The sequence below is a fragment of the Rhizobium sp. Leaf311 genome (genome assembly GCF_001423445.1).
Lineage (GTDB): Bacteria > Pseudomonadota > Alphaproteobacteria > Rhizobiales > Rhizobiaceae > Agrobacterium.
Genome location: NZ_LMNZ01000001.1, coordinates 838142 through 860144, shown reverse-complemented (window position 1 = coordinate 860144; position 22003 = coordinate 838142). Strand labels below are relative to the sequence as shown.

At 56.9% G+C, this 22003-nt stretch carries 23 protein-coding genes; 5 read left to right on the top strand and 18 right to left on the bottom strand.

All coding sequences use genetic code 11. The annotated features are described in order from the left end of the window. Positions 1-7: 7 nt before the first annotated feature. Entirely contained in the window at positions 8-256 is a 249-nt protein-coding gene (locus ASF69_RS04055) for a BON domain-containing protein (RefSeq protein ID WP_062585687.1), read from the bottom strand. 189 nt (positions 257-445) lie between these two features. On the opposite strand from ASF69_RS04055, the gene ASF69_RS04050 reads away from it, so the two are divergent. Next, positions 446-715 carry a DUF982 domain-containing protein gene (locus ASF69_RS04050; protein WP_062585485.1) on the top strand — a complete coding sequence of 90 codons (270 nt, stop codon included), beginning with the start codon at positions 446-448 and terminating at the stop codon, positions 713-715. A 121-nt stretch (positions 716-836) separates the two neighbouring features. Here the strand turns inward: ASF69_RS04050 and ASF69_RS04045 are convergent, their stop codons facing one another. The 6 genes from ASF69_RS04045 to ASF69_RS04020 form a co-directional block, all read right to left on the bottom strand. After that, entirely contained in the window at positions 837-1946 is a 1110-nt protein-coding gene (locus ASF69_RS04045) for an endonuclease/exonuclease/phosphatase family protein (protein ID WP_062585483.1), read from the bottom strand. Positions 1947-2011: 65 nt separating this feature from the next. Next, entirely contained in the window at positions 2012-3040 is a 1029-nt protein-coding gene (locus ASF69_RS04040; RefSeq protein ID WP_062585481.1) for an ABC transporter ATP-binding protein, read from the bottom strand. After that, positions 3028-4722, bottom strand: a complete 1695-nt coding sequence (locus tag ASF69_RS04035; protein ID WP_062585480.1) for an iron ABC transporter permease — start codon at positions 4720-4722, stop codon at positions 3028-3030. The genes ASF69_RS04040 and ASF69_RS04035 overlap by 13 nt, the downstream gene beginning before the upstream one ends. A 9-nt stretch (positions 4723-4731) precedes the next feature. Continuing rightward, positions 4732-5715 (bottom strand): ABC transporter substrate-binding protein, encoded by a 984-nt coding sequence (locus ASF69_RS04030; RefSeq protein ID WP_062585478.1) that lies wholly within the window; start codon positions 5713-5715, stop codon positions 4732-4734. A gap of 102 nt (positions 5716-5817) precedes the next feature. Continuing rightward, positions 5818-6651: a PhzF family phenazine biosynthesis protein gene (locus ASF69_RS04025; protein WP_062585477.1), complete on the bottom strand. Its 834-nt coding sequence runs from the start codon at positions 6649-6651 to the stop codon at positions 5818-5820. 140 nt (positions 6652-6791) lie between these two features. Beyond that, positions 6792-8036, bottom strand: coding sequence for a PLP-dependent aminotransferase family protein (locus ASF69_RS04020; protein WP_062585475.1), 1245 nt, complete (start codon positions 8034-8036; stop codon positions 6792-6794). A 237-nt stretch (positions 8037-8273) separates the two neighbouring features. Here ASF69_RS04020 and ASF69_RS04015 point away from each other — a divergent pair, with 237 nt between their 5' ends. Continuing rightward, positions 8274-8726: an RbsD/FucU family protein gene (locus tag ASF69_RS04015; protein ID WP_062585473.1), complete on the top strand. Its 453-nt coding sequence runs from the start codon at positions 8274-8276 to the stop codon at positions 8724-8726. A gap of 9 nt (positions 8727-8735) precedes the next feature. Here ASF69_RS04015 and ASF69_RS04010 read toward each other — a convergent pair whose 3' ends face one another. The 8 genes from ASF69_RS04010 to ASF69_RS03975 form a co-directional block, all read right to left on the bottom strand. Beyond that, on the bottom strand, positions 8736-9383 hold the full coding sequence (locus tag ASF69_RS04010) for a hypothetical protein (RefSeq protein ID WP_062585471.1): 648 nt from the start codon (positions 9381-9383) through the stop codon (positions 8736-8738). 88 nt (positions 9384-9471) lie between these two features. After that, positions 9472-10011 (bottom strand): hypothetical protein, encoded by a 540-nt coding sequence (locus ASF69_RS04005; protein WP_062585470.1) that lies wholly within the window; start codon positions 10009-10011, stop codon positions 9472-9474. A 206-nt stretch (positions 10012-10217) separates the two neighbouring features. Further along, positions 10218-10913: a hypothetical protein gene (locus tag ASF69_RS04000; protein WP_062585468.1), complete on the bottom strand. Its 696-nt coding sequence runs from the start codon at positions 10911-10913 to the stop codon at positions 10218-10220. 121 nt (positions 10914-11034) lie between these two features. After that, a complete protein-coding gene (locus ASF69_RS03995) occupies positions 11035-11706 on the bottom strand; it encodes a hypothetical protein (RefSeq protein ID WP_062585466.1) in 672 nt (223 codons plus the stop codon). A 175-nt stretch (positions 11707-11881) separates the two neighbouring features. After that, positions 11882-12232 carry a helix-turn-helix transcriptional regulator gene (locus ASF69_RS03990; RefSeq protein ID WP_062585464.1) on the bottom strand — a complete coding sequence of 117 codons (351 nt, stop codon included), beginning with the start codon at positions 12230-12232 and terminating at the stop codon, positions 11882-11884. Positions 12233-12532: 300 nt separating this feature from the next. Then, positions 12533-13552, bottom strand: coding sequence for a ketol-acid reductoisomerase (gene ilvC, locus ASF69_RS03985; RefSeq protein WP_062585462.1), 1020 nt, complete (start codon positions 13550-13552; stop codon positions 12533-12535). 45 nt (positions 13553-13597) lie between these two features. Next, a complete protein-coding gene (locus ASF69_RS03980; RefSeq protein WP_062585686.1) occupies positions 13598-14254 on the bottom strand; it encodes a TetR/AcrR family transcriptional regulator in 657 nt (218 codons plus the stop codon). A gap of 178 nt (positions 14255-14432) precedes the next feature. Continuing rightward, entirely contained in the window at positions 14433-14840 is a 408-nt protein-coding gene (locus tag ASF69_RS03975) for a helix-turn-helix domain-containing protein (protein WP_062585460.1), read from the bottom strand. A gap of 112 nt (positions 14841-14952) precedes the next feature. On the opposite strand from ASF69_RS03975, the gene ASF69_RS03970 reads away from it, so the two are divergent. After that, a complete protein-coding gene (locus ASF69_RS03970; protein ID WP_062585458.1) occupies positions 14953-15840 on the top strand; it encodes an SDR family oxidoreductase in 888 nt (295 codons plus the stop codon). Between the two features lie 123 nt (positions 15841-15963). On the opposite strand, the gene ASF69_RS03965 is transcribed toward ASF69_RS03970, so the two are convergent. Beyond that, positions 15964-17229: an NAD(P)/FAD-dependent oxidoreductase gene (locus ASF69_RS03965; protein ID WP_062585456.1), complete on the bottom strand. Its 1266-nt coding sequence runs from the start codon at positions 17227-17229 to the stop codon at positions 15964-15966. 75 nt (positions 17230-17304) lie between these two features. Then, positions 17305-18060: a pyridoxine 5'-phosphate synthase gene (locus tag ASF69_RS03960; RefSeq protein WP_062585454.1), complete on the bottom strand. Its 756-nt coding sequence runs from the start codon at positions 18058-18060 to the stop codon at positions 17305-17307. Positions 18061-18369: 309 nt separating this feature from the next. Between ASF69_RS03960 and ASF69_RS03955 the strand changes: the two genes are divergently transcribed. Then, positions 18370-19092 (top strand): MerR family transcriptional regulator, encoded by a 723-nt coding sequence (locus tag ASF69_RS03955; protein ID WP_062585685.1) that lies wholly within the window; start codon positions 18370-18372, stop codon positions 19090-19092. A gap of 53 nt (positions 19093-19145) precedes the next feature. Here ASF69_RS03955 and ASF69_RS03950 read toward each other — a convergent pair whose 3' ends face one another. Continuing rightward, the gene (locus ASF69_RS03950; protein WP_062585452.1) at positions 19146-20273 is read right to left on the bottom strand and encodes an ATP-dependent RecD-like DNA helicase; all 1128 of its coding nucleotides are present in this window, start codon (positions 20271-20273) and stop codon (positions 19146-19148) included. A gap of 350 nt (positions 20274-20623) precedes the next feature. Between ASF69_RS03950 and ASF69_RS23730 the strand changes: the two genes are divergently transcribed. After that, positions 20624-22003: CHASE3 domain-containing protein (locus ASF69_RS23730; RefSeq protein WP_280136376.1), on the top strand; the 1380-nt coding region annotated here is incomplete at its 3' end.

Sequence of the window (22003 nt, the reverse complement as noted above, 5' to 3'; positions counted from 1 at the left end):
CACTTCATTAATAGCAAGGCTCGATGTGGCTGAGGATCCGGCAGTTCGAGATCGATGAGGCAAGATTGATCGCGATGTCGATTGCTTCGACAGAATCGGCGGTGCCCTCGAGATAGATCACGTCATTCTCTACGGTCGCCAGAATACTGGACTTTTCCAAACCCGATTCGAATGCGAGTGCAGAGGTGATTGCCTGGCACACACCGGCCATACGTTCACCGAAAAAGCTTTCCTGAATTCCAGATAGGTTGAACATGATCGGACCTCCTTCATCATGAGCGATTAACGCCCGAGTGGTGTTTTCGTTCATCTTCGGTTCATTTATTTGTTCATCTTCCATTCATCTTGAAAAAAAGAAACCCCTAATGTGTTCACTTTTTTCGTGAACGGGAACATCTGCGTGATTGGGCTGTTAGCGCGGTGGAGACTGGGAAGGAGGATCCCAATGCTTATCAACCGCACACAACCATGCCATCATGCCCAGTGGATCAAGCCTGTAGCGATACATTTGCCGCTTTGTCCTGCGCTGGAAATCTACAGTCCGCTGATCGCTCTGGACATGCTGATGTACCGCTGGCCGGAAGACCACGGACCAGAATATGAAGCTGCAAGACGCAACTGCCTGAAGGCAATTGCAGGCCAATGCGACCTGGAAACCGCACGCGAATCATTCCTGATCGCAAGCAACCACGCCCATGTCCTCAACATGCATTAAGGACTTAGGCCAGGCCGAGGCTGAAAATCTGTAGTGGCACGCGAATATACGAAGCCCCCGCTGATATCGGGGGCTTTTCCAATGTCGGGCAAGCGGGCAAGGTGCGTGAACCTGTATTGCTCTAGTGCAGATCGAGCGACATGACGACGGGGCAATGATCGGAAGCCTTGGGCCGGTCCCATCCCGTTCTTGGATAGCGGTCCACCTCCTGACCCGCAGGGAAAGGAGTGCGGAAGGGCTGACCAGCACGGATGATGTCGGGAACGCTTTCGGCGTTCATCTCCGCCAACCTCTTTGAAAGCCAGATATAGTCCAGCTGACACAGGTGCTGTTCCTGCGGCCCGCGCGAATGGTAGAGCGTCCACCGGTCCATCACGTCACGCCGCAAAACCGGGTTTACGGCAAAATCGTCCTCGCTGAGAATATCAAGCGCGCTGGTTTCCTGGGTAACGGGTGTGAAGCTGTGACCAAGGCGCCGATTGCCGGATATGACGACCCGCTCCTGGTAATCGTTCATATCGCCGCAAATTGCGAAGGAAGCTGAACGTGCGCCTTCGACCCCGAAACGGTTCTCGATGATGCGCCTTATCGCCTGCACCTCCGCCCTTCGAACCGGCATCGTGCCCATCCGGCCATCACCATTTTCCCGGCCATTGGTCATGGATTTAAGATGCGTCACGAAGAGCGTCAGCGGTTTTCCGCCGATGCGCAACTCAAGCTCAAGACAATCGCGTTTGAAGATCTTGTCGTCGATGCGGTTGTTGAGCGCCAGTTCTGGCGTGAAAAGCCCAAGATAACGGTAGGTAACCGCAGCGTGGCTTGTAATGTCCACAAGCTCGATTTTCTCGCCGTCCTGCGTTTCCTCCCGCATGACGACGGCAACATCGATGCCTCTGCTGTCATTGCCCTCGATCAGGAACTTCTGGCGATAGCCGTTCCCCATCATGCGGTAGAGATAGCCATATTCGAAGGCCTGCAGCGCCGCCATATTGTCCACCTCCTGAAGGCAGAGAATATCGGCGTCGGCATCGGCAATTGCGAGTGCCGTCAGCTGGCGCGTATCGTCCGTCAAGGCCAGCATCCTTGCACTTTCCAGCGCCTGATAGGCCGCCTCGTCCCTGACATCATAGAGCTGCATGGCCCTGTCACGTCGCGTCTGGTTGCGAAAACCCGTATAATCGAAACGCGTCATAAGGTTTTCGATGTTGAAGGTGGCGAGCCGAAGCGACATGAATCATTCCCGGTTGGTCTGGTCTTCGAGACTATCCACTTCGCCAGTCAATTGCCAAGGATGCGTCACAGCCGCCAGGCGGCGCGAATTGCCACGGGATAAAGCGAGCCGACAGGCGCAGGCTCGCGGCAATAGGCGCGCAGGACTTGCCCGTCAGGCAGAGCCAGACGCAGGGAATATCGTTCACCCTCATAGAGAATGGTCGAAACGCGACACATGATGCCGTCGGCGTCATGGATCACATCCTGCGGCCGCACGAGGATGTCACCATGCGGTGAATCGACTGCACCTCCTTCCATCATCGGGCGCACAAGGCTCCAGTCCATCGCACGCGGCATCTCCTGAAAACAGGGCAAGGAGAGAATGGCGCCCTGCCCCACCAACCCGCCGACAAGCCTTCCCTCCGGTCTGGCATAGAGTTCGGCAGGTGCAGCCATTTGCAGAAGCCTGCCTTCGGACATGACGGCAACATCCGTTGCCAAGGCCATGGCCTCGGCCTGGTCATGGGTAACGTAGACCATGGTCGCGCCCGATGTCGCATGGAATTCGCGGAACGTTTCTTCCATCTCCTGGCGAAGATGCCGATCCAGATTGGCCAGAGGCTCGTCCAGCAGCACCACGTCCGGCTCCGTCACCAGGCAGCGTGCAAGCGCCACACGCTGCCTTTGGCCGCCCGAAAGCTCTGAGGGACGCCGCTCCGCATAAGCCTCCAGCCGCACGGTCGCAAGCGCGTCGGCAACCTTGCGTCTGTAGGTCTCGCCGGAAATGCCACGGACCTTGAGGGGATATCCGGCATTGTCGGCGACAGTCATGTGTGGCCACAGCGCATAGGACTGGAAGACCATCGCCATGTTGCGACGTTCCGGCGGCACCATGCTGCCAGCATCAGCCAGCACGCGCTCTCCCAGCAGGATTGCGCCATCCGTGGGCTGCTCGAAACCGGCAATCATGCGCAGGACCGTGGTCTTGCCGCAACCGGATGGTCCGAGCAGCGCCAGAAAGCCGCCTTCGCGTATGGTCATGGACACATCGTTGACTGCGGGCTTTGCGGCGCCAAAGCTCTTGGACAGCCGGTTCAATATCAGTTTCGCCAAGGCACAACTCCCTTTGGCAGTTTTCGTCCAAGCACTTCCAGAAGCAGCATGAGGATGACGACCATTGCCACCACCAGCACCGAAAGCGCGGAAGCAAGATCAAAGCTGCCGCTATCGTCGAGATTATAAATGACAACGCCCAGCGTCTGCGTTCCAGCCGACCACAGCAGCGCTGATACCGTCAGTTCATTGCAGGCAATGAGGAAGACGAGGATGACGGACGCCCCTGCCGCAGGCCCGACAAGCGGCAGGATGATATCGAACATACGGCGCCAGAAACCGGCACCGGCCAGACGTGCCGCCTCTTCCAGCGCGGGATCGAACTGCGTGAAGGCAGAGACCATCGGCTTGAGGCTGACGGCGAAAAAGGAGGAGAAATAGGCCAGCAAAATGATCCAGAGCGTCCCGTAAAGCGTGACACCCAGCAGCGGAATGGGAGCCGCAAAAAGCAGGACATAGGACACGGAAATGACGACGCCCGGCAAGGCATAAGGAATATCCACCAGCGCCGATAGCAGGAACATAAAACGGCTTTTTCCCCGGACCAGAAAATAGGCCGTCAATATTGTCACCGCAAGGAGACATAGAGATGTTGCAGTGGCAAGAAACAGCGAATTGGCAAACGCCGTCCGCGTCACCGCCTGTCGAAACAGAATTTCCTCATAGGCGTGCAGAGTGGCGGTCTTGAAGCTGAGCGGCACGCCATAGGCCGGAGCAAGCGAGCTGACGACAAGCGCTGTCAGCGGTGCCACCAGCATGAAGAATATCGCAATCCACAGAGCAAGCTCCGCAACCAATCGCCAGGTTCCGAGCCTGAACGTCGCAGCCTTGCCCGAGAGACCGATGATACGATAGTCCCGGCCCTTCATCGCCCGCTCCTGTATGGCAAGACCAACGACGGAGATGATGGCAATCATGCCGGACAACATGGCGATATCGCCAAAGGTGCTGCTGCCGAAACTGGAAAAGCGGTTATAGATCAGCGTGGGCAGAGTAAAGATAGACGCGGGAATGCCCAATATGGCGGGAATGCCGAAATTGCCGACGCCGGACACGAAGGCGATGGCAGCACCCGCAATCAGGCCCGGCATGGCCAGCGGCACAATGATGTGGTTCAACACCTGCCACGAGGACGCTCCAGAAAGCTTTGCGGCCTCTATCCCATCCTGAGGTAGCGCCAAAAGACCGGACCGCAGTGAAAGGAAGACCAGCGGCGCGTGCTGGACGCCAAACAGAAGGGCGATGCCCGCAATCGAGTAAAGCGGCTGCGGGGACCCCAAGGGCGGCGCAAGGCCGATGGCCTTCAACAGCGTACTGGACGGGCCGGTCATGCCGATCCACGACAGGGCTGTCACCTGTGGCGGGATCATCATTGGCAGCATGAACAAGAAGCTGAGTACGGATTTGCCCCTGATATCGCAAAGGGTCAGCGTCAGCGCGAAGCCGCCACCGATCAGCAGCGAGATCACCATTCCGAAAAACGAGGTGGAAAGCGTGTTGAGCACCGCCTGCCAAAGCGCAGGATCGTTCAGCAGAGACCAGACGTCACCTCTCAGTGACGACAGGATGCCCGTATAGGCAAGCCGCCCCAGCGGCAGCGCGCTGAGCAGAAAGACAACCGAAACCACGAAGGGAAACAGCCAGCGAGGCTGACTGTTTCCTGAATTCGAGAGCATGTGCATGAATGCAGATCAGCCCTTGGATTCAAAGATATCGGAGAAGGTCTTGATATCCTTTTCCGAGTTCTTCAGCGCCTCGGCAGCGTTGATCGGCAGCACCTTGATCTTGTCGCGCGCAGGGAAACCTTCAGGCAGCGCAATATCGTTGCGGGCTGGAATGTAACCGAGCTTGACGAAACCTTCCTGTCCCTTGACGGAAAGCACGTAGTCCACGAACTTCTTGGCGGCATCGGCGTGCTTGGTGCTGGCCAGAATACCAACCGGCTCGGTCACCGCAGAAACACCTTCTTCCGGGAAGACGAACTCGACCGGAGCGCCCTTGGCCTTTTCGCGGATCGGCATGTAGTCCACCACCACGCCATAGGCCTTCTCGCCCGAAGCGACAGACTTCAAGACAGCACCATTGCCACCGGCGGCAATCGCGCCATTTTCTTTCAGCGCCTTGTAGTAGTCCCAGCCGAGGCTGCTGACGCCGGCCAGCGTCTGTGCGTGGATGAGAGCTGCACCGGATGTCAGCGGGCTTGGCATCGTCACCAGGCCCTTTGCTTCAGGCTTTGTCAGATCCTTCCAGCTCGTAGGCTTCATCGAGCCCTGAGTGTTATACATGATGCCTGTCGTGATGAGCTTGGTGGAGTAGTAAAAGCCATCGGCATCATAAAGCGCAGCGTCATAATTGGCTGCTTCCGGCGACTTGTAGGCCATCAGCTGCTTGTTCTGCTTCATCCGTTCCAGCGTTACCGTGTCTGCGATCAGCAGCACATCGGCAACAGGATTGCCCGCTTCGATCTCGGCCATCAGCTTTGCCATGATCTTCGGCGTTCCATCCCGCACCCACTGAATGTCGATACCGGGATTGGCAGACTTGAAACCATCGACGGTTGCCTGCGCATCCTCGTTTGGCTGGCTGGTATAGAGAACCAGATCGGCAGCGTTGGCGCTGCCAGCCAGAATGCCAAGAGAAACAATGGCGGTGAAGGCTGAATGAAGGGTTTTCATGTGTGCGGTCCCTGTTGTGAGGTGGCACCGCTAAAACACATGTCCATAACATGTATGTGACAGGCAGGTTTCCGACAGAGCCGGAAAGACCTCAACCCGCCACTACAGGGTGACAGTCCCCTCGATCAAAACAGTCACCGCACCGCCAATCCAGATATCATCGCCAATCTTGTCGACGCTCACGCGCCCTGCCCGCCCCAGAACCGTGCCCTGGCTGGCAATATAATTCTGCGGAGCAATTCCGGCACCGATCAGCCATTGCGCGATGCCGGCATTCAGGCTGCCCGTCACCGGGTCCTCGTAACCATCGGCAAAGGCTCTCAGCTCGAAATCCGAATCCACGTTGTCATTTGCATCGCAGGGACCGACGAGGCCAACCTTGAGCCCGCCAAGGCGCTCATAATTTGGCTTGATATTTAAGACATCCGACCGTGAGCGCAACAGCAGCGAAACCCAGCCGGGACCATTATCCGTCCAGCTCGCATCGACGATGGCGTCTGGAGACAGCTCGAGCGCCACCGCAACTTCTGACAGCGTTTCAGCATCCACCGCACCGGATTTGCGCAAGGGCGGGGCCGCGAAAGCAAGCTTGCCATCCGATACTCTGATGCGAACGAGGCCGAACGCGCACTCCTGCACCACTTCGGCCTTGTCCGTACCCTGCTGGCGGGACAGCCAGACGTGGCATGTGCCAAGCGTTGGATGACCGGCAAAAGGCAATTCTTCGTATGGCGTGAAGATGCGCACGCGGTAATCCGCATCGGGCGATGTAGGCTTCAACAGAAATGTTGTTTCGCTCAGATTGGTCCAACTGGCAAAGGCTGCCATCTGCTCGTCCGTAAGATCATCCGCATCGCAAACAACGGCGAGAGGATTGCCCTTGAGCGGCTCTGCCGAGAAGACGTCGACTTGCTGAAATGCATGCTGGCTGGTCATGGGGGAACCCTTTCGTGGGATGAGAGGACAAAAGTGTTCGTCACCCCCAGGGCTTGTCCCAAGGGTCTAACCACGTTTGATGTCGGGGGGGGCGTCAGATCCTCGGGACAAGCCCGAGGATGACGTAAAAACGTAGCCGCTTAAACCAGCGGCATCGTCGCATTCGATGTCGTCTCGGCACCGGCAATCAGGCGACCGAGGCGCTTGATGCCTTCTTCGATCATCTGCTCATTGGCGCAGGAGAAGCTTATGCGCAGCGTGTTGGCACCGGAACCATCGGCAAAGAATGCCTTGCCCGGGACGAAGGCAACCCGCTCCGTCGACAGCGATTTTGCCAGAAGCTCCGCGCCATCCATGCCCTCCGGCAGGGTGACCCAGACGAACATACCGCCCTCCGGCTTTGTCCAGCTCGCAAATTTCGGCATGTACTTGTCGAGAGCAGCCAGCATCGCATCACGCCGCGCGCTATAGGCGGCCTTGATCTTCGCAACCTGTTTGTCGAAACCGCGCGAAGCGACATGCTCAATAGCCATCTGGTTGATGGTCGAGGAATGCAGGTCTGCCGCCTGCTTCATCAGCACCAGCTTGCGAATGACCGGCATGGCCGCAACCACGAAACCGACGCGCAGCCCCGGAGCCAGCGTCTTGGAGAAGCTGCCGGAATAGATGGTCCGGGTCTTTTCGATAGAGCCACTGCGGGCAATATCCAGCGAAAGGATCGGCGCGACAGGTTCGCCATCGAAACGCAGGTTCTGATAGGCGGCATCTTCGAGAACAGCGATATCGAGCTCGTCGGCAAGCTCCAGCAACTTCTTGCGGCCCGCCAGATCGACCGTTTCGCCAGTCGGGTTGGAGAAGTCAGCCGAGAGATAGGCAAACTTCACAGCCCCGCCAGCCTTCGCTGCGGCATCACGATAGGTCTGCGGCGTGCGGTTACCGCCAGGGTTCAACTGGTCATAGGTCGGCTCATAGGCGTTGAAGGCCGAGAGAGCGCCGAGATATGTCGGCCATGTCACCAGTGCCGTATCGTTGGGAGACAGGAACAGCTTGCCGAGATAATCCAGCGCCTGCTGAGAACCGGACGTGATGAAAACGTTGTCGACCGAGCATTCGATGCCGATCTTGGCCATATCCTTCACGATCCATTCGCGCAGCGGCTTGTAACCTTCGCTGACGGAATATTGCAGGGCGGAGTTGACCTGCGGGCCGGAGAAGATATCCGCGTAAGCCTGCTTGAATTCCTCATCGGGAAACAGCGCCGGATCGGGAATGCCGCCAGCGAAGGAAATGATATCCGGCTGCTCCAGCAGCTTCAGCAATTCACGGATTTCCGAAGCTTTCATACGCGAAGAGCGCGTGGCGAAAATTTGTTCCCAGTCAAGCATGGGCCGTTTCCTCTTTTGTTCGTTTCTTGCGCATATATGTACAGAAACCGCGATAGGTCAGCAATACTGACTTATCGGTTTTCGGTACTGTTTTGCATTTTCTGCGCAACCTCCCGGATGGTGCATAGGCAATACATCTTAGGCCTGGAGTCTACAATCGCCATCACGATGGATTGACGCCGATGCAAATTACAGGTCGATTGCAGCCAACTGATTTGATGCATGGAGGAGTAAAGAATGCTCAAGAATATCGATCCGGCACTTAATGCCGATGTGCTGCACGCGCTGCGCGCGATGGGTCACGCGGACAAGCTGGTCCTTACGGATACCAATTTTCCGTCAGACAGCATCGCCCAGCACACTGTCGTGGGCCAGGTTCTGCGCATGGAAAACATCTCGGCCGCCCGCGCCATGAAGGCAATCCTTTCCGTCTTCCCGCTGGATACACCCATCCAGCCCTCCGTCGGTCGCATGGAAGTCATGGGCGCGCCTGACCAGATCGAGCCGGTACAGGCAGAGGTGCAAGCGGAAATCGATGCCGCGGAAGGCCAGTCAGCCCCCATGTATGGCATTGAGCGCTTTGCTTTTTACGAAGAGGCAAAGGACGCCTACTGCATCATCACCACCGGCGAGACGCGGTTCTACGGCTGCTTCATCCTGACCAAGGGTGTGATTGCCCCCGGAAGCTGACAGCGCCTGTCAGTGGGTTATAGCCATTACGAGCCAGTCACGGTCGCCCAGATCGGCGAGCATGGCCTGTGCGTCTTGAAACGCGTTACGCTCCGCCAGCCTATGCCACGCCTCCTGCGCCAATTTGTGAGACTTGGCTGGCGGCGCCAATGCCAGCTTGTCGAGCCGTTCCCTCAATAGAGGGACCATACCGGGCGGTGTCCAGCCTCCGGTATGGGCAAAGCCTCCCGGCATCACGACGGCTGCGTCATTGGCATATCGTTGCAACATGGTTTCGATCGGCCAGCCATGAACGAGGGATCGCACCTCGTCGTCCGGCCAGCCGAGCGCCGGCAGCTGTCGCGCGAGCAAGTCGTGGTTTGTATCATGGCTTTCACTTAGCGAGGAAACTCTGGTGAAATGCGGAGCAAGCATCACGAGAGCTGCAAGACCCGGGCTGATAAAGGCAGGGTCCAGCCAAGATGGCGCTGCGCCATCAGGCCCCAGATAAAATGCCGTTTGGATGTCTTGCAACGATGCAATGCCACCATATCGGGCCTTCGCGGCTGCCGCAAAGGCCGCGCGATCTCCAGAGATCCATTGCCGCATAAGCTCTTGGACATCGGCTTCGAATTCGGGTGTCACGGCACAGCGAAACGCGTGATGTAGCACTGCCATTTCTGAACTCCTCAAATCGCCACCAACCCGAAACAAGTCGGTGGCGACATCCGCTTGACTAGAACATTAGAGACTTCCAATGAAGAGTCTATTGTGCTGCGCAGGTGGCGAGCGTTCCTGCTATGACGCCGACATAGGAGCCGACAGTTGTTGCAAGGCTCTGGAAGCCAGACGCAGCAACCCGGCTTGCGGCCGCATTGGTGGTGGCGTCCGTGATCTGGCTTCTGGCGATGCTCCAGTGACCGGCAGGATCGTTGTCGAATGTAATGACCCAGGGGAAAGGCTTCGGCAAGTCACCCGGCTGCGCGTTGACGGAGATATCGGCATTGCCGACATTGGCCTCGGCACCTGGCTCTGGGGCATCCGCGTCCGGGAGATCAACCTTGACGAAGCATTGCGCATTGGGAAGCCCGGCCCGGGCTGCATCATCGGTTTCAAAATAGAAGAATGACAATGTGGGAGGATTACCACTGACACCAAAGTTGTCCTTGTTCCAAAGAACCACACCGGTTGCGGGGTTTGCCGTCACGCTGCGATAGACGGAATAGGCATAGGCTGGACTGACCGCACCGAATGCCAATGCGGCAACGCTCATGGACAAGATGCGGTTGCGAAGTTGTATTTTCATGGCTTTTCCTTTTCCATGGAGAGACAATCACTCCTCGCACCATGCGAAGAGCGTTGACCGGCGGCATGTGCCGACGGATCCGGGTGGTGCGGGCGGTTTCCCGCCAGCTATGAGGGGTGGAAGATCGTGGGACCGGTTTGGTTAGGTGGTCGTCGTTACCTCAGCCAACCTGCAGGCTGCGCCTAAGAAACATATGGTAGTGCTGTTCATGACCCACCTTGTGTTGAAAAGGTCCCATCGGCATTATAGGTGACGGTGACACGCGTATAACCGGTGGTGAAATCACAGGTCGCGGCGTTGCTCGTGTCATAAGAAACGACCTCTCCATCGGCCATGTAACCTGTCTTGACGTAGAAGATCTGCTTGGGTGTACAGGTCATGCGCACATTGGGTGATGGCGCGACGTAGCTCGACAGAAGAACGGTACCATCGCCATTAATCGTCGCCAGGCCGCAGAAAAGCTCCGGATCCGGTGTCGGCGTATAGGAAGGCACGTTCACGCCAAACGCGCCTGTGGTTATCCCGGTCTGGTTGACAGGGCTCGACATGCCAAGCGGACTGATGCTCAAGGTCGTGCAGTCCAACGCGGTGGTCGATGCAGAGGCAAGCTCTATGGCCCGCACAACGTTGGTGCTGGCAGTCTGGACCATTGCGGAAGCTTCCAATGGGGAGACCGCAGGAGCGGTGCTGATGGCTCCCGCATAGATCTGGGCACCCATTTCAAAATTGATCGAAGCGCCTGTCTCTGCGTAATTTCCAATCATCTGGCAACCGAGACTGCTTGAATAGATCGACGACGCTGCCACAGTGGGAGTAAACGTGGCCTGCTGTTGAAAGACGTAGAAGTATTGAGTCGTAGCAGACAAGTTCTGAACGGTGATCATGTAGTAACTGCTGCTCATGGCGGACCAACTATTTCGTTTTGGATCCCGGCTGTCCGCCACCCGTAAGGATGGCGGACATTGTTCGGGCTTCTGGCACCGGCTGTCCGCCGCGCCTCTCAGCTACCCTGCAACATCAGGACTACTGAAGCTGGGTGCTCCAAGAGCCATCCGCGTTCAAGCTGACGTTGCAAACGGTGTAACCGCCAGTGAAATCTGCCAGCGCAGAATTCGTGCTGGAAGCTGTGAAGTTCATGACAGTACCCTGCGTGTACGTGCCCGTCTGAACGTAGTATTTGAGGATTGGCTGGCAATCCGTGTTGTTCATCGGGTTCGCCTGGACGAAGTTGGATAGAACGATGGTGCCATTGACGCTCACCGCAGAGCCGACATTGTAGTAGGGCGGCGCGTTGAAGCTTGGCGTGATGACACGAAATGCGCCTTCCTCAACACCCTCTTTGTATTGCGCCGCGCCAAGTCCCAGCGGCGAAATTGTCGCAGTGGTGCAATCGCTAGGCTGCGATGTGCTCCCGGAAGCGGGGGCAAGATCGATGGCACGCCAAGCAGAGGAGTATCCGGAAGAGTTGCCAACCACAGGCACCGAACTGGCTTCCTGGATACCTGCATAATACTGAAGGTTGACCTGGAATGTCAGCTCTCCGCCAGTATCATTGTAGTTGCCGAGTGACTGACTGTAGAGTGAGTTCGAATAGACGTCGCCCCCGCCCGAATAGACGGCAGGCTCCTGGAAGAAGAAGAATTTCTGTGTCTGCGACTGCAGGTTTTTGACGTTGATGGTCAAAAGAGTAGACATGGATAGCAATCCTTGCGTGTTGAGAGTGAATTCAGGGAGCTGCCTGACCGGCCTTGTGACATTCCGTTTTGTGCCGGTTCAACTCAGCGTCCCTGAGCTCGAATATCTCTACACCCAACGCTTATATCAACCTTGAGTTGTTAACCTGTGCGTGAATCTTCCTGTGAAATTACGCTCAGCGTTGTCCATGCTCGAGAGAGATGGCCTCAAGCAATGCGAGAAGACGGGCCTGGAATACCTTCGATCGGTTGCGCAGCAGCAGGACACTTTGCAGCTCGGTGGCCGAAATGGACTTGTCGCTATGCCAGTTCATCGTACCCCTGCCCAGCAAGAGCCAGTCCAGTGACACATCAAGCAGCTCCGCAAGGGAGCAGACATTTTCCAGTGACGTGTGCCCGCCATTCTGCCAGCGGGAAACGGCTGCAACGGAGACATTGAGTTCCGCAGCAAGAGCGTGAATTTTGCGAACCTTATGGCTGGCGATGGCTTCGCGAATGCGTTTGCCGCGTGCTTGATCATGCGCCATCACATGACCTCTTGGATAAATTCCCAGTGACCGGATGAAATTCCGATCGACCCCGGATCTGCGCTGCGAAATATGCAGGCTTTGGCCTCAAGCCAGATTGTTGCTTCATGACCCACGTTACAACCCTTGGTACTTACTAAAAATTTACCAATCCATTAGTTGCGACGTCCGGCGATGAAAAGTTAGAAAAAAAGTTATTCACACCTTAGGTTGCATCTGGTTGTAGAGCATGTGCCGCCTGAATGCAAAAAGGCCGGAGCTTTCGCCCCGGCCTTTATTCATTCAGTCATAAACCGATGCTTAGTTGACGGACTTGTCGACCAGCTTGTTCTTGCCGATCCATGGCATCATGCCGCGAAGCTTTGCGCCGACTTCTTCGATCTGGTGAACGTCGTTCATGCGGCGGATGCCCTTGAAGCGGGCAGCACCGGAGCGGTATTCCTGCATCCAGTCCGAGGTGAACTTGCCGGTCTGAATGTCGTGCAGGACGCGCTTCATTTCAGCCTTTGTTTCAGCGGTGATGATGCGCGGGCCGGTGACGTATTCGCCCCATTCTGCGGTGTTGGAGATGGAGTAGTTCATGTTGGCGATGCCGCCTTCGTAGATCAGGTCCACGATCAGCTTTACTTCGTGCAGGCACTCGAAATAAGCCATTTCAGGCGCATAACCGCCTTCGACCAGCGTTTCGAAACCGGCGCGGATCAGCTCAACCAGACCGCCGCACAGAACGACCTGTTCGCCGAAGAGGTCGGTTTCGCACTCTTCCTTGAAGTTAGTCTCGATGATGCCGGAACGACCGCCGCCAACGCCGCAAGCGTAGGAAAGGGCAACTTCAAGCGCATTGCCGGAAGCGTTCTGGTGAACGGCAACGAGGCAAGGTACGCCGCCGCCCTTCTGGTATTCGCCACGAACCGTGTGGCCAGGGCCCTTCGGTGCAATCATGACGACGTCGAGCGAAGCCTTTGGCTCGATGAGGCCGAAGTGAACGTTGAGGCCGTGGGCGAATGCAATGGCAGCACCATCGCGAATGTTATCGGCAATTTCTGCCTTGTAGATGTCGGCCTGAAGTTCGTCAGGCGTTGCCATCATCAAGAGATCGGCCCACTTTGCAGCTTCGGCAACGGTCATGACCTTGAAGCCGTCGGCTTCGGCCTTCTTGACGGTCGGCGAACCGGCTTTCAGCGCAATGACGACGCCAGTCGCACCGCTGTCCTTCAGGTTCAGCGCATGCGCGCGACCCTGGGAACCATAACCGACGATGGCGACATTCTTCGCCTTGATGAGATTGAGATCGGCATCACGATCGTAATAGACGCGCATTTCGGTAGTCCTTCCTTGGATATTGACGTTGTTGCGAACGGAAATTCAGGCGACCTTTCCACCAGTTTCCGAATGTATCTTTTCCGTGCCGTAGAGCGCCAGAAAGGCCGATACGGCCTTGCGCGCCCGGGCAGAAAAATCCTTGGCCTGCTGCGCTTCACCCAGAAGCATACGAACATGCAGGTCTGAAACGATCAGGCCGTAAAAGCTGCGATAGGCGTCTTCGAGATCATCGAAACGCAGATAGCCGGAGCGGCGTCCCGCCTCGATCAAGCCGCGGGCACGCTTGTCGATCTGGCGACGCCCACGCTCGAGAAGCAGGTTACCGAGCTTGGAGCCATCCCGGCTGGCCTGACCTATTGCCAGACGGTTCAATGCCAGCGACACATCGCCCGCGAGGACGTCGAGCAGATCATGCGCGAAAACTTCCAAGTGGTCAGTCAGCTGTGGCGCGGAAACGCGGTCCCCCGCCTTTTCGAAGGTGCGAACCTTGCTCTGCTGAAAGGTGATCATCGCAGCGAGAAGCCCGTCGCGATCGCCAAACCATTTATAGAGGCTTTCCTTGGAACAGTTGGCGGCACGCGCCAGACCCGACGTTGTCAGGGCTTTTTCGCCGCCCTCGACCAGAAGACGCAACGCCTGTTCCAGAACAGCGTTCTGACGCGGCGAAAATTCCTGCGCTGTGATCGGATCGGTCCCCACCTTGTCCACTCCACCTGAGATAAAATGTACCGTACGGTACGGTTCGAGTGTTGTTTAAGATGAGCTGTGAAATGGGTCAAGAGTTTTTTTGAAGGACACGCAACAATTGACGCAGCGCAACATGAGCATCTACGAAACTTCGCAGCATCAAGGCGATAAAGGCGCTACGATGAACGCATCAAGCCTCGGCCTCGAAACGATCGCGGGCCGTCTTGACTGCCTCATGATTGTCCAGCGCCCAACGGACGACTTCCGACAAGGGACGATAGAGCGACCGTCCCAATGGCGTCATGCTATACTCGACGCTCGGGGGCTTGGTTGGATAGACCTCGCGATGAACATAGCCGTCACGCTGCAGGTCCCGCAAAGTCTGCGTCAGCATACGCTGGGAAATATCGGGTACCATTCGGCGAAGCTCGCCAAATCGATAGGGGCGCTCCGATAGCGCCTGCAACAGAAGGGTGGACCACTTCCCGCCGATCTGGCTAAGCAGATCCCGTACCGGACAATTGTCGAAATTGAAATGAGAAACGTCCCCCAGCGTGGGGAGCGATGCAGGCTTCAATCGCGAAACAGTCGCATTCATGGTGGTTCCCTTTTGGTAACGTAGAGCCGAAAAACTGCCTTCTTTACACCTGCCCGTCAATTCCTATTCTACCCCTACTCTCTTTTTGAGACCATCAGGAAAAGGACTATCGATGAGCAAGATTCTCGTGACAGGCGCTTCCGGCCATCTGGGCCAGGCGGTACTGCGGCATCTCCTGGAGACTTACAAGGTTCCAGCCGGAAATATCGTGGCCGCGACACGCGACACGAATAAACTTTCAGCTGTTGCCGACAAGGGCGTCGAGGTTCGCAAGGCTGACTTCGATGATGCTTCGACGCTGGACGCCGCCTTTGCTGGAATAGATACCGCCCTCATCATTTCCACGGACGCACTCGCTGTCCCGGGCCAGCGCCTCAAACAGCACCAGGCCGCAGTCGCGGCAGCCGTCAAGGCGGGCGTCAAGCACATCGCCTACACGTCGATGCAAAATCCGGGCAAGTCGCTCGTTACCTTCGCGCCCGATCATCTGGGCACGGAAGAAGCCATCAAGGCGAGCGGCATTCCCTACACGATCCTGCGGAATGCCTGGTACAACGACAACTACCTTCTCTCCATGCCGGCAAACCTCAAGCGTGGGCAATGGTATACCGCGATGGGTGACGGACGGGTGCCGAATGTCTCGCGTGACGACTGCGCACGCGCAGTGGCAGCGGCCATTGCCAATGCCAAGGGCGACAGCAAAATCTATAACATTACCGGCAGCAAGTCGTGCACTGCCGATGAAATTGCCACGATCGTTTCCACCGCTGCGGGCAAGCCACTTTCGGTGATCAAGGTCTCGCCATCCGACCTGCAAAAAGGCATCGAGAGCGCAGGCCTGCCCTCCTTCGTTGCTGAAATGGTGGCGTCGGCCGATGCAAACATTGCAGCTGGCAATTTCGATGAAGTCACGAACGACTACGAAACACTGACTGGTGAGAAGCCGCAGACGACCGAAGCCTTCATGCAGGCACATAAAGCGGCGCTTCTATCGGCGTAAATACGGTCAGCGGCGCTGAGACGAGCACCGCACCATTCCGGGTGCCCGAAGGCGCCTCGAAGATCAGGATCATTCCCGGCAAATCGCCGGGAATGACATTACGAGGATGAGCCTGTCGGCCTGTCAGCCCTCGTCCTTCAACGTCTCTTTCTGGGTAATCAGCCGCGCACTATGCTGGCCGCTGAGGTAAATCCACAGCCAGCTCCAGGCGACGGCAAGGCGTGAGCGCGTTCCAATCAGGAAGTAGATATGGGCAAGTCCCCAGATCCACCATGCCAGGACGCCGGTCAGCTTGATCTTGCCGAAATCCGCGACCGCCGCGCTCTGACCGATGGTCGCCAGATTGCCCTGGTGACGATAGCGGAACGCCGGTTGCTCGGCCTTGCCGGTAATCCTTGCCTTGATGACGCCAGCCACATAGGCACCCTGTTGCTTGGCAGCGGGCGCAACACCCGGCACCGGCTTGCCATTTTCCTGCATGACGGACGCGGTGTCTCCAATGACGAAGATGTTGGGATCGTCGGGGATATTCAGTTGCGGCCGGACTTCTGCCCGCCCTGCCCTGTCTGCAGAAATGCCGAGCCATTGCGCGGCTGGCGAGGCCTGAACGCCTGCCGCCCATACAATCGTTCTTGCGGGAAAATACGTGTCACCGACGGTGACACCATCCTCCGTGCAGGCCGTGACAGGCGTTCCCAGTAACACCTCCACACCCAGCCGCTCCAGCGCACGCTTGGTATAAGCCGAGAGGTCATCAGTGAAGGCCGGAAGCACACGCGGCCCGGCCTCGACAAGAAGGACCCGGGTCTTGCGCGTATCGACATTGCGGAATTCAGGCGGGAGAACCTTGTTGGCAAGATCAGAAATCATCCCCGCCATCTCGACGCCGGTGGGGCCGGCACCGATGACCACGAAGGTCAGAAACGCCTGCTTCTCTTCCTCGGTCTGGGCCAGTTCCGCACGTTCGAAAGCCAGCAACAGGCGGCGGCGAATGGTTGTCGCATCTTCGAGCGTCTTCAGCCCCGGTGCGTGCTTCTCCCATGCGTCATTGCCGAAATAGGCGTGACGAGCACCCGTCGCAAGAACGAGTGTATCAAACCCAATGGTCTCGCCGGACTTGAGAATGACCTGTCGGTTGTCGCGATCCACACCGCCAACCTCCGACAACAGCGTCGTGACCTCGGGGCGGTCACGATACAGGCGACGGATTGGCCAGGCGATTTCAGATGTGGCCAAGGCCGTGGTCGCGACCTGATACAAAAGCGGCTGAAACAGATGGTGATTTCGCCGATCGATCAGCGTGATCCGGACCGGTGTATCTTTCAGTCCATGAACGACCTGCAGCCCGCCGAAGCCTCCCCCAACGACGACAACGTGATGCTCCTGCATGGGAATGTCCTTCTCAAATAAATAAGCCGCGCATTTGGTGCGCGGCTTCAATATAGAGGTAAAAATTGACGTTAGTTATGAAATTGCCTGACCGCAGGCGCGACAAAAACGCCGTACCGTCTCTTCCATTCCATATTCCAGGGCATCTGCAGTCAGCCCGTGGCCGATGGAAACCTCGGCCAGATAAGGAATGCGGCTTACGAGCGCTGGCAGGTTGGCAACCGTCAGATCATGACCGGCATTGACCTCAAGTCCGAGCGAACGCGCATGGTCCGCCGTCACGCCCAGCTTCTCGATCCACTCTTGCGCCCGCTCGGCACTGTCGTAGCAACCGCCATAGGGACCGGTGTAAAGCTCGATGCGAGAAGCCCGCGTTTCCGCGGCATGGTCGATTGCCTCCCGGTCACCGTCGCCATCAGCAAACAGCGAGACCCGCATTCCGCCAGAGGTCAGACGCGAAACGGTTTCCTTGAGAAAGACCGCGTGCGTGCGAAAATCCCAGCCATGATCCGAGGTTGCCTGCGATGGATCATCGGGGACGAGTGTTACCTGCTCCGGCTGCGCTTCCTCGCACAGCAAGAGAAAATCTTCGGTCGGATATCCCTCAATATTGAATTCGGCCTGTGGGAACTCATCATCGATCAGGGCTCTTAAAACCGGCAGGTCCGAAAAGCGGATATGGCGCTGATCGGGCCTTGGGTGAACCGTGAGCCCGCTGGCTCCGGCTTTCAGCGCGATACGACCGAAATGCGCGACATCGGGCCACGGCAGGTCGCGGCGATTGCGAAGCATGGCGATGGCATTGAGGTTGACGGAGAGTTTCGTTGGCATGATCGGGACCGCTTGCGTTCGATAAGGAGAGCCTTGTTTCCCGCACTATGGAGCACACCGCAAGCGCAGCAGAAAAATTATTTCAAAAACTTTTGGAACCAAATCAGCGAATTCGCATTCAAGGGCGCATTGGGGAATGGGGTGACAATGGCAAACGAATATTTTTTCTCAGAAGTGCAACTCGACGTGCAGTCGAATCCGGGCATTGCGACCGAGGCCGGAATGGATGATTTCCTGAACGACGAACCAGCCACGCGACGGTCCAATCATGGAAGAGCGCGCAATGAAGCCCGGTGGAGGGCTAACCCTATGCGCGACGCCGAGAATTCGAAGATGTCTCCAGCCAGAGACAAGCCCCTTACGGCGCGGGCGTCATTTCTTCCGGAAGTTTCCCTCCCATCCAATCTCCCCCCTGAACCCGTTGCTATCGCCGATATGGCCAACATGTTCGGGGTCACCCACCGCACCCTTCACTTCTACGAAGAAAAAGGCATCATTTCCTCCAGACGTGCCGGCCTCATGCGCATCTACTCGCATCAGGATGTGCGCCGCATGGCCGTAATCAATTTCTTCCGCGAAATCGGCATCCCGGTTGCGACCATTCAGGACATCATGCAGAAGCTTGCGGATGCCACCTGTCAGGAAGATGCAGATACGATTTTTCAGGATCTGCTCAATGCCCGCAAGCTGGAACTTGCGGAAGAAGTGTCGACCGTTCGCCGCCAGATCCAGCAGATCAGCGATATTTTGACCGACGACAACGCACAGACCCTGGCTGAACGCCCTTTCGATGATGCATCTGTTGAACTGACGGGTCAGGAACGCCGCTGCCTAGAGCTGATGGCGGAAGGTTACGCACCGGTCCGGCTGGCACGCACACTGGACGTGACGCCAGAGGAACTGCAGAAGCTCGAAGCCTGCGTGATGGACAAGGTCAGTGCCAGCAATCGTTTTCAGGCTGTCGCAAAGGCCTACATGATGGGCGTCATTTCGCAGGACAAGGCGCAGACAAGATCTGACCGGAACGCCTGACAAGAATATCCTGTCGCAATATACGTGCAGCATACTGCGATAGGGGCGTGTTTTCAGCGAACAATCGTGAGCGTTTCGGCGGCACGGGTGATGGCTGTATAGAGCCAGCGCTCCCGCGAATCGCGAAACGCGAAGCTCTCGTCAAACAGCACGACGTTGTTCCACTGTGAGCCCTGCGCCTTATGAACGGTCAAAGCATAGCCGTAGTCAAACTCGTCATAGCGTTTGCGTGTCGTCCAGGGAATTTCCGTCTCGGTCTCTTCAAAGGCCGCCTTGAGCAGCTTGATCTTGGCCGCTCCGCGATCCATGTCGTCATCTTCCGGGCGGATCATCAGGTTGATGCCCGGCTTCACCGTTTCCCGGGATGAACTCATGACCTGCCACAGGGAGCCATTCAGAAGTCCTTTGGCCGGATCGTTGCGAAGGCAGACAAGCTTGTCACCGGATTGCGGGTAATCCGCGCTGAAACCCTTCAGCTCCCGAAGGCGCTGATTATAGCGACGACGCGTGCGGTTGGTGCCAACCAGTACCTGATCGGCGTCAAGCACCAGCCCCTGCGTTACCTCACTCTTCGAAATCACCTGCGCAGCGCCGTAATCGCCACGCATGATCTCCTTTCCTTCGCGTACATCCATTGCCAGCTGGATAATGGGATTGTCCTTCGCCTGGCGATGAATTTCCGACAACAGAAAATCAGGCTCCTGCTCGGTAAAGAAACCACCGCCGGAAACCGGCGGCAACTGACCGGGGTCGCCGAGAACGAGAATGGGTGTACTGAAGCTCATCAGGTCGCGCCCGAGAGCCTCATCCACCATGGAGCACTCGTCGATGATGATGAGAGCCGCCTTCGCCAGAGGGCTCTGGCGGTTGATGGAGAACATCGGCGCAATCGATGTCTTGCCGGTTTCCTCATCCTCCACCGCCTCTTCGCCTCTGGGGCGATAGATCAGCGAATGGATGGTCCGCGCATTGGTCGCACCGCGCGATCTCAAAACCTGCGCGGCCTTTCCTGTAAAGGCGGCAAACAGCACTTCGCCGTCAACATGCTCGGCGAAATATTTGGCAAGCGTCGTCTTGCCCGTTCCGGCATAGCCGAACAGCCGGAAGACCTGTGAGCGCCCTTCCTTCAGCCAGCGCGAAACAGCCTTAAGGGCTTCATCCTGTTGCGGTGAAAATTGCATGAGCTCTCTTCGCAGGATTCGAACGGAAAGCGCAACAGAAAACGAAAGAATAATGATGAGCCGAAATTGTGCGCGCTGACTGTCGATGGCGTAAAGCTCAGGAATGAAACAGAAACATCAAGGAAGTACATAATTATTATTTATGATGATGACGATCTTAACCAACAATCAATCGATGATAAATAGTGTCCTACATGTATGGATTAGATATTAGGGACATCTTTCCTGCCATGAAACGGATCAGAACGACAAGATGGAGTTCCGCAAGAAACCCCGGAAGAACAAGTTGTTCAGAGCAACGCCATGCTCATCACTAATGTAAAACTTGTTAAACTAGGGGTCGGGGAAACATGTTCTCGTTCAAGAACCTTTCCACAAAATCAAAGGTCGTTTCAGGTACGTCTGCACCGGTCTTACTCGCAATTGCCATCGGCGTCATTGCACTCAACAGTATATGGTCCATGATCGAAAGCAACGGATGGGTCGAGCATACCCATAAGGTGCTTCAGAAAGCAGATTCCATTACCGCGGCTGCCGTCGATATGGAAACGGGCATGCGCGGCTTTATCATCACCGGTAAGCAGAACTTCCTGGAACCGTACCGACAGGGTGAACAGTCGATCTACAAGCTCATAGACGAACTGAAGAACACGGTCAGCGACAACTCCACGCAGGTCGGCCGCCTGGAGAAAATCCGTACCGCAATTGGCGACTGGCAGAAGAATTTTGCCGAGCCGCAGATCAAGGCGCGCGCCACATTCGCAGACACCGTATCCGTTGGCGAATTGAACCAGAAACTCGACGCCACACAAGGAAAGGCCTATTTCGATAGTCTCCGCAGTTCCATCAAGGACCTGCAGGCGGATGAACAGGCTCTCCTCACCAAACGTTCCGCGGCCAGCGAAGCAGCCACTTCGTCTTCCATCAACATGATCTGGGGCAGCCTTGCAGCAGCGGTCATCCTGGCGCTCGTCGTCGGTCTGGTGATTGGTTCCGGTATTGCCAAGCCGCTTCTGGCGATGACATCGGCCATGAAGCGCCTCGCCAATGGGGAGACGCAGCTCGAAATCCCTGGCGTTGGTCGCAAGGACGAAATCGGCCAGATGGCCGAGACCGTTCAGGTCTTCAAGGAAAACGCCATCGCCAAAGTTCAGATGGAACGTGAAGCCGATGCCAACCGCTCCATGTCCGAGAAGGAACGCCAGGAGCGCGAAGCTCAAAAGGCCAAGGAAGCAGCAGACATCCAGTTCGCAGTCGATGCACTCGCACAGGGCCTCGGCCAGCTGGCAGACGGCAACGTCGCCCACCGCATCAACACGCCGTTCGTAGCCCATCTTGACCGCTTGAGAGCCGATTACAACAACTCCGTCGGCAAGCTTCACGAAGCACTCATTTCCGTAGGCCAGAATGCCCGTGGCATCGATGCCGGCGCAAACGAGATCCGCTCTGCTGCAGACGATCTTTCCAAGCGCACCGAACAACAGGCCGCATCCGTCGAGGAAACCGCAGCTGCTCTGGAAGAAATCACCACCACAGTGAAGGATTCCAGCCGTCGCGCCGAAGAAGTGGGCGGCCTTGTTGCCAAGGCCCGTCAGGGTGCGGAAAAATCCGGCGACGTCGTTCGTCAGGCCGTGACTGCCATGAACGAAATCGAGCGCTCTTCAGGCGAGATCACCAACATCATCAGCGTCATCGACGAAATTGCCTTCCAGACCAACCTGCTCGCCTTG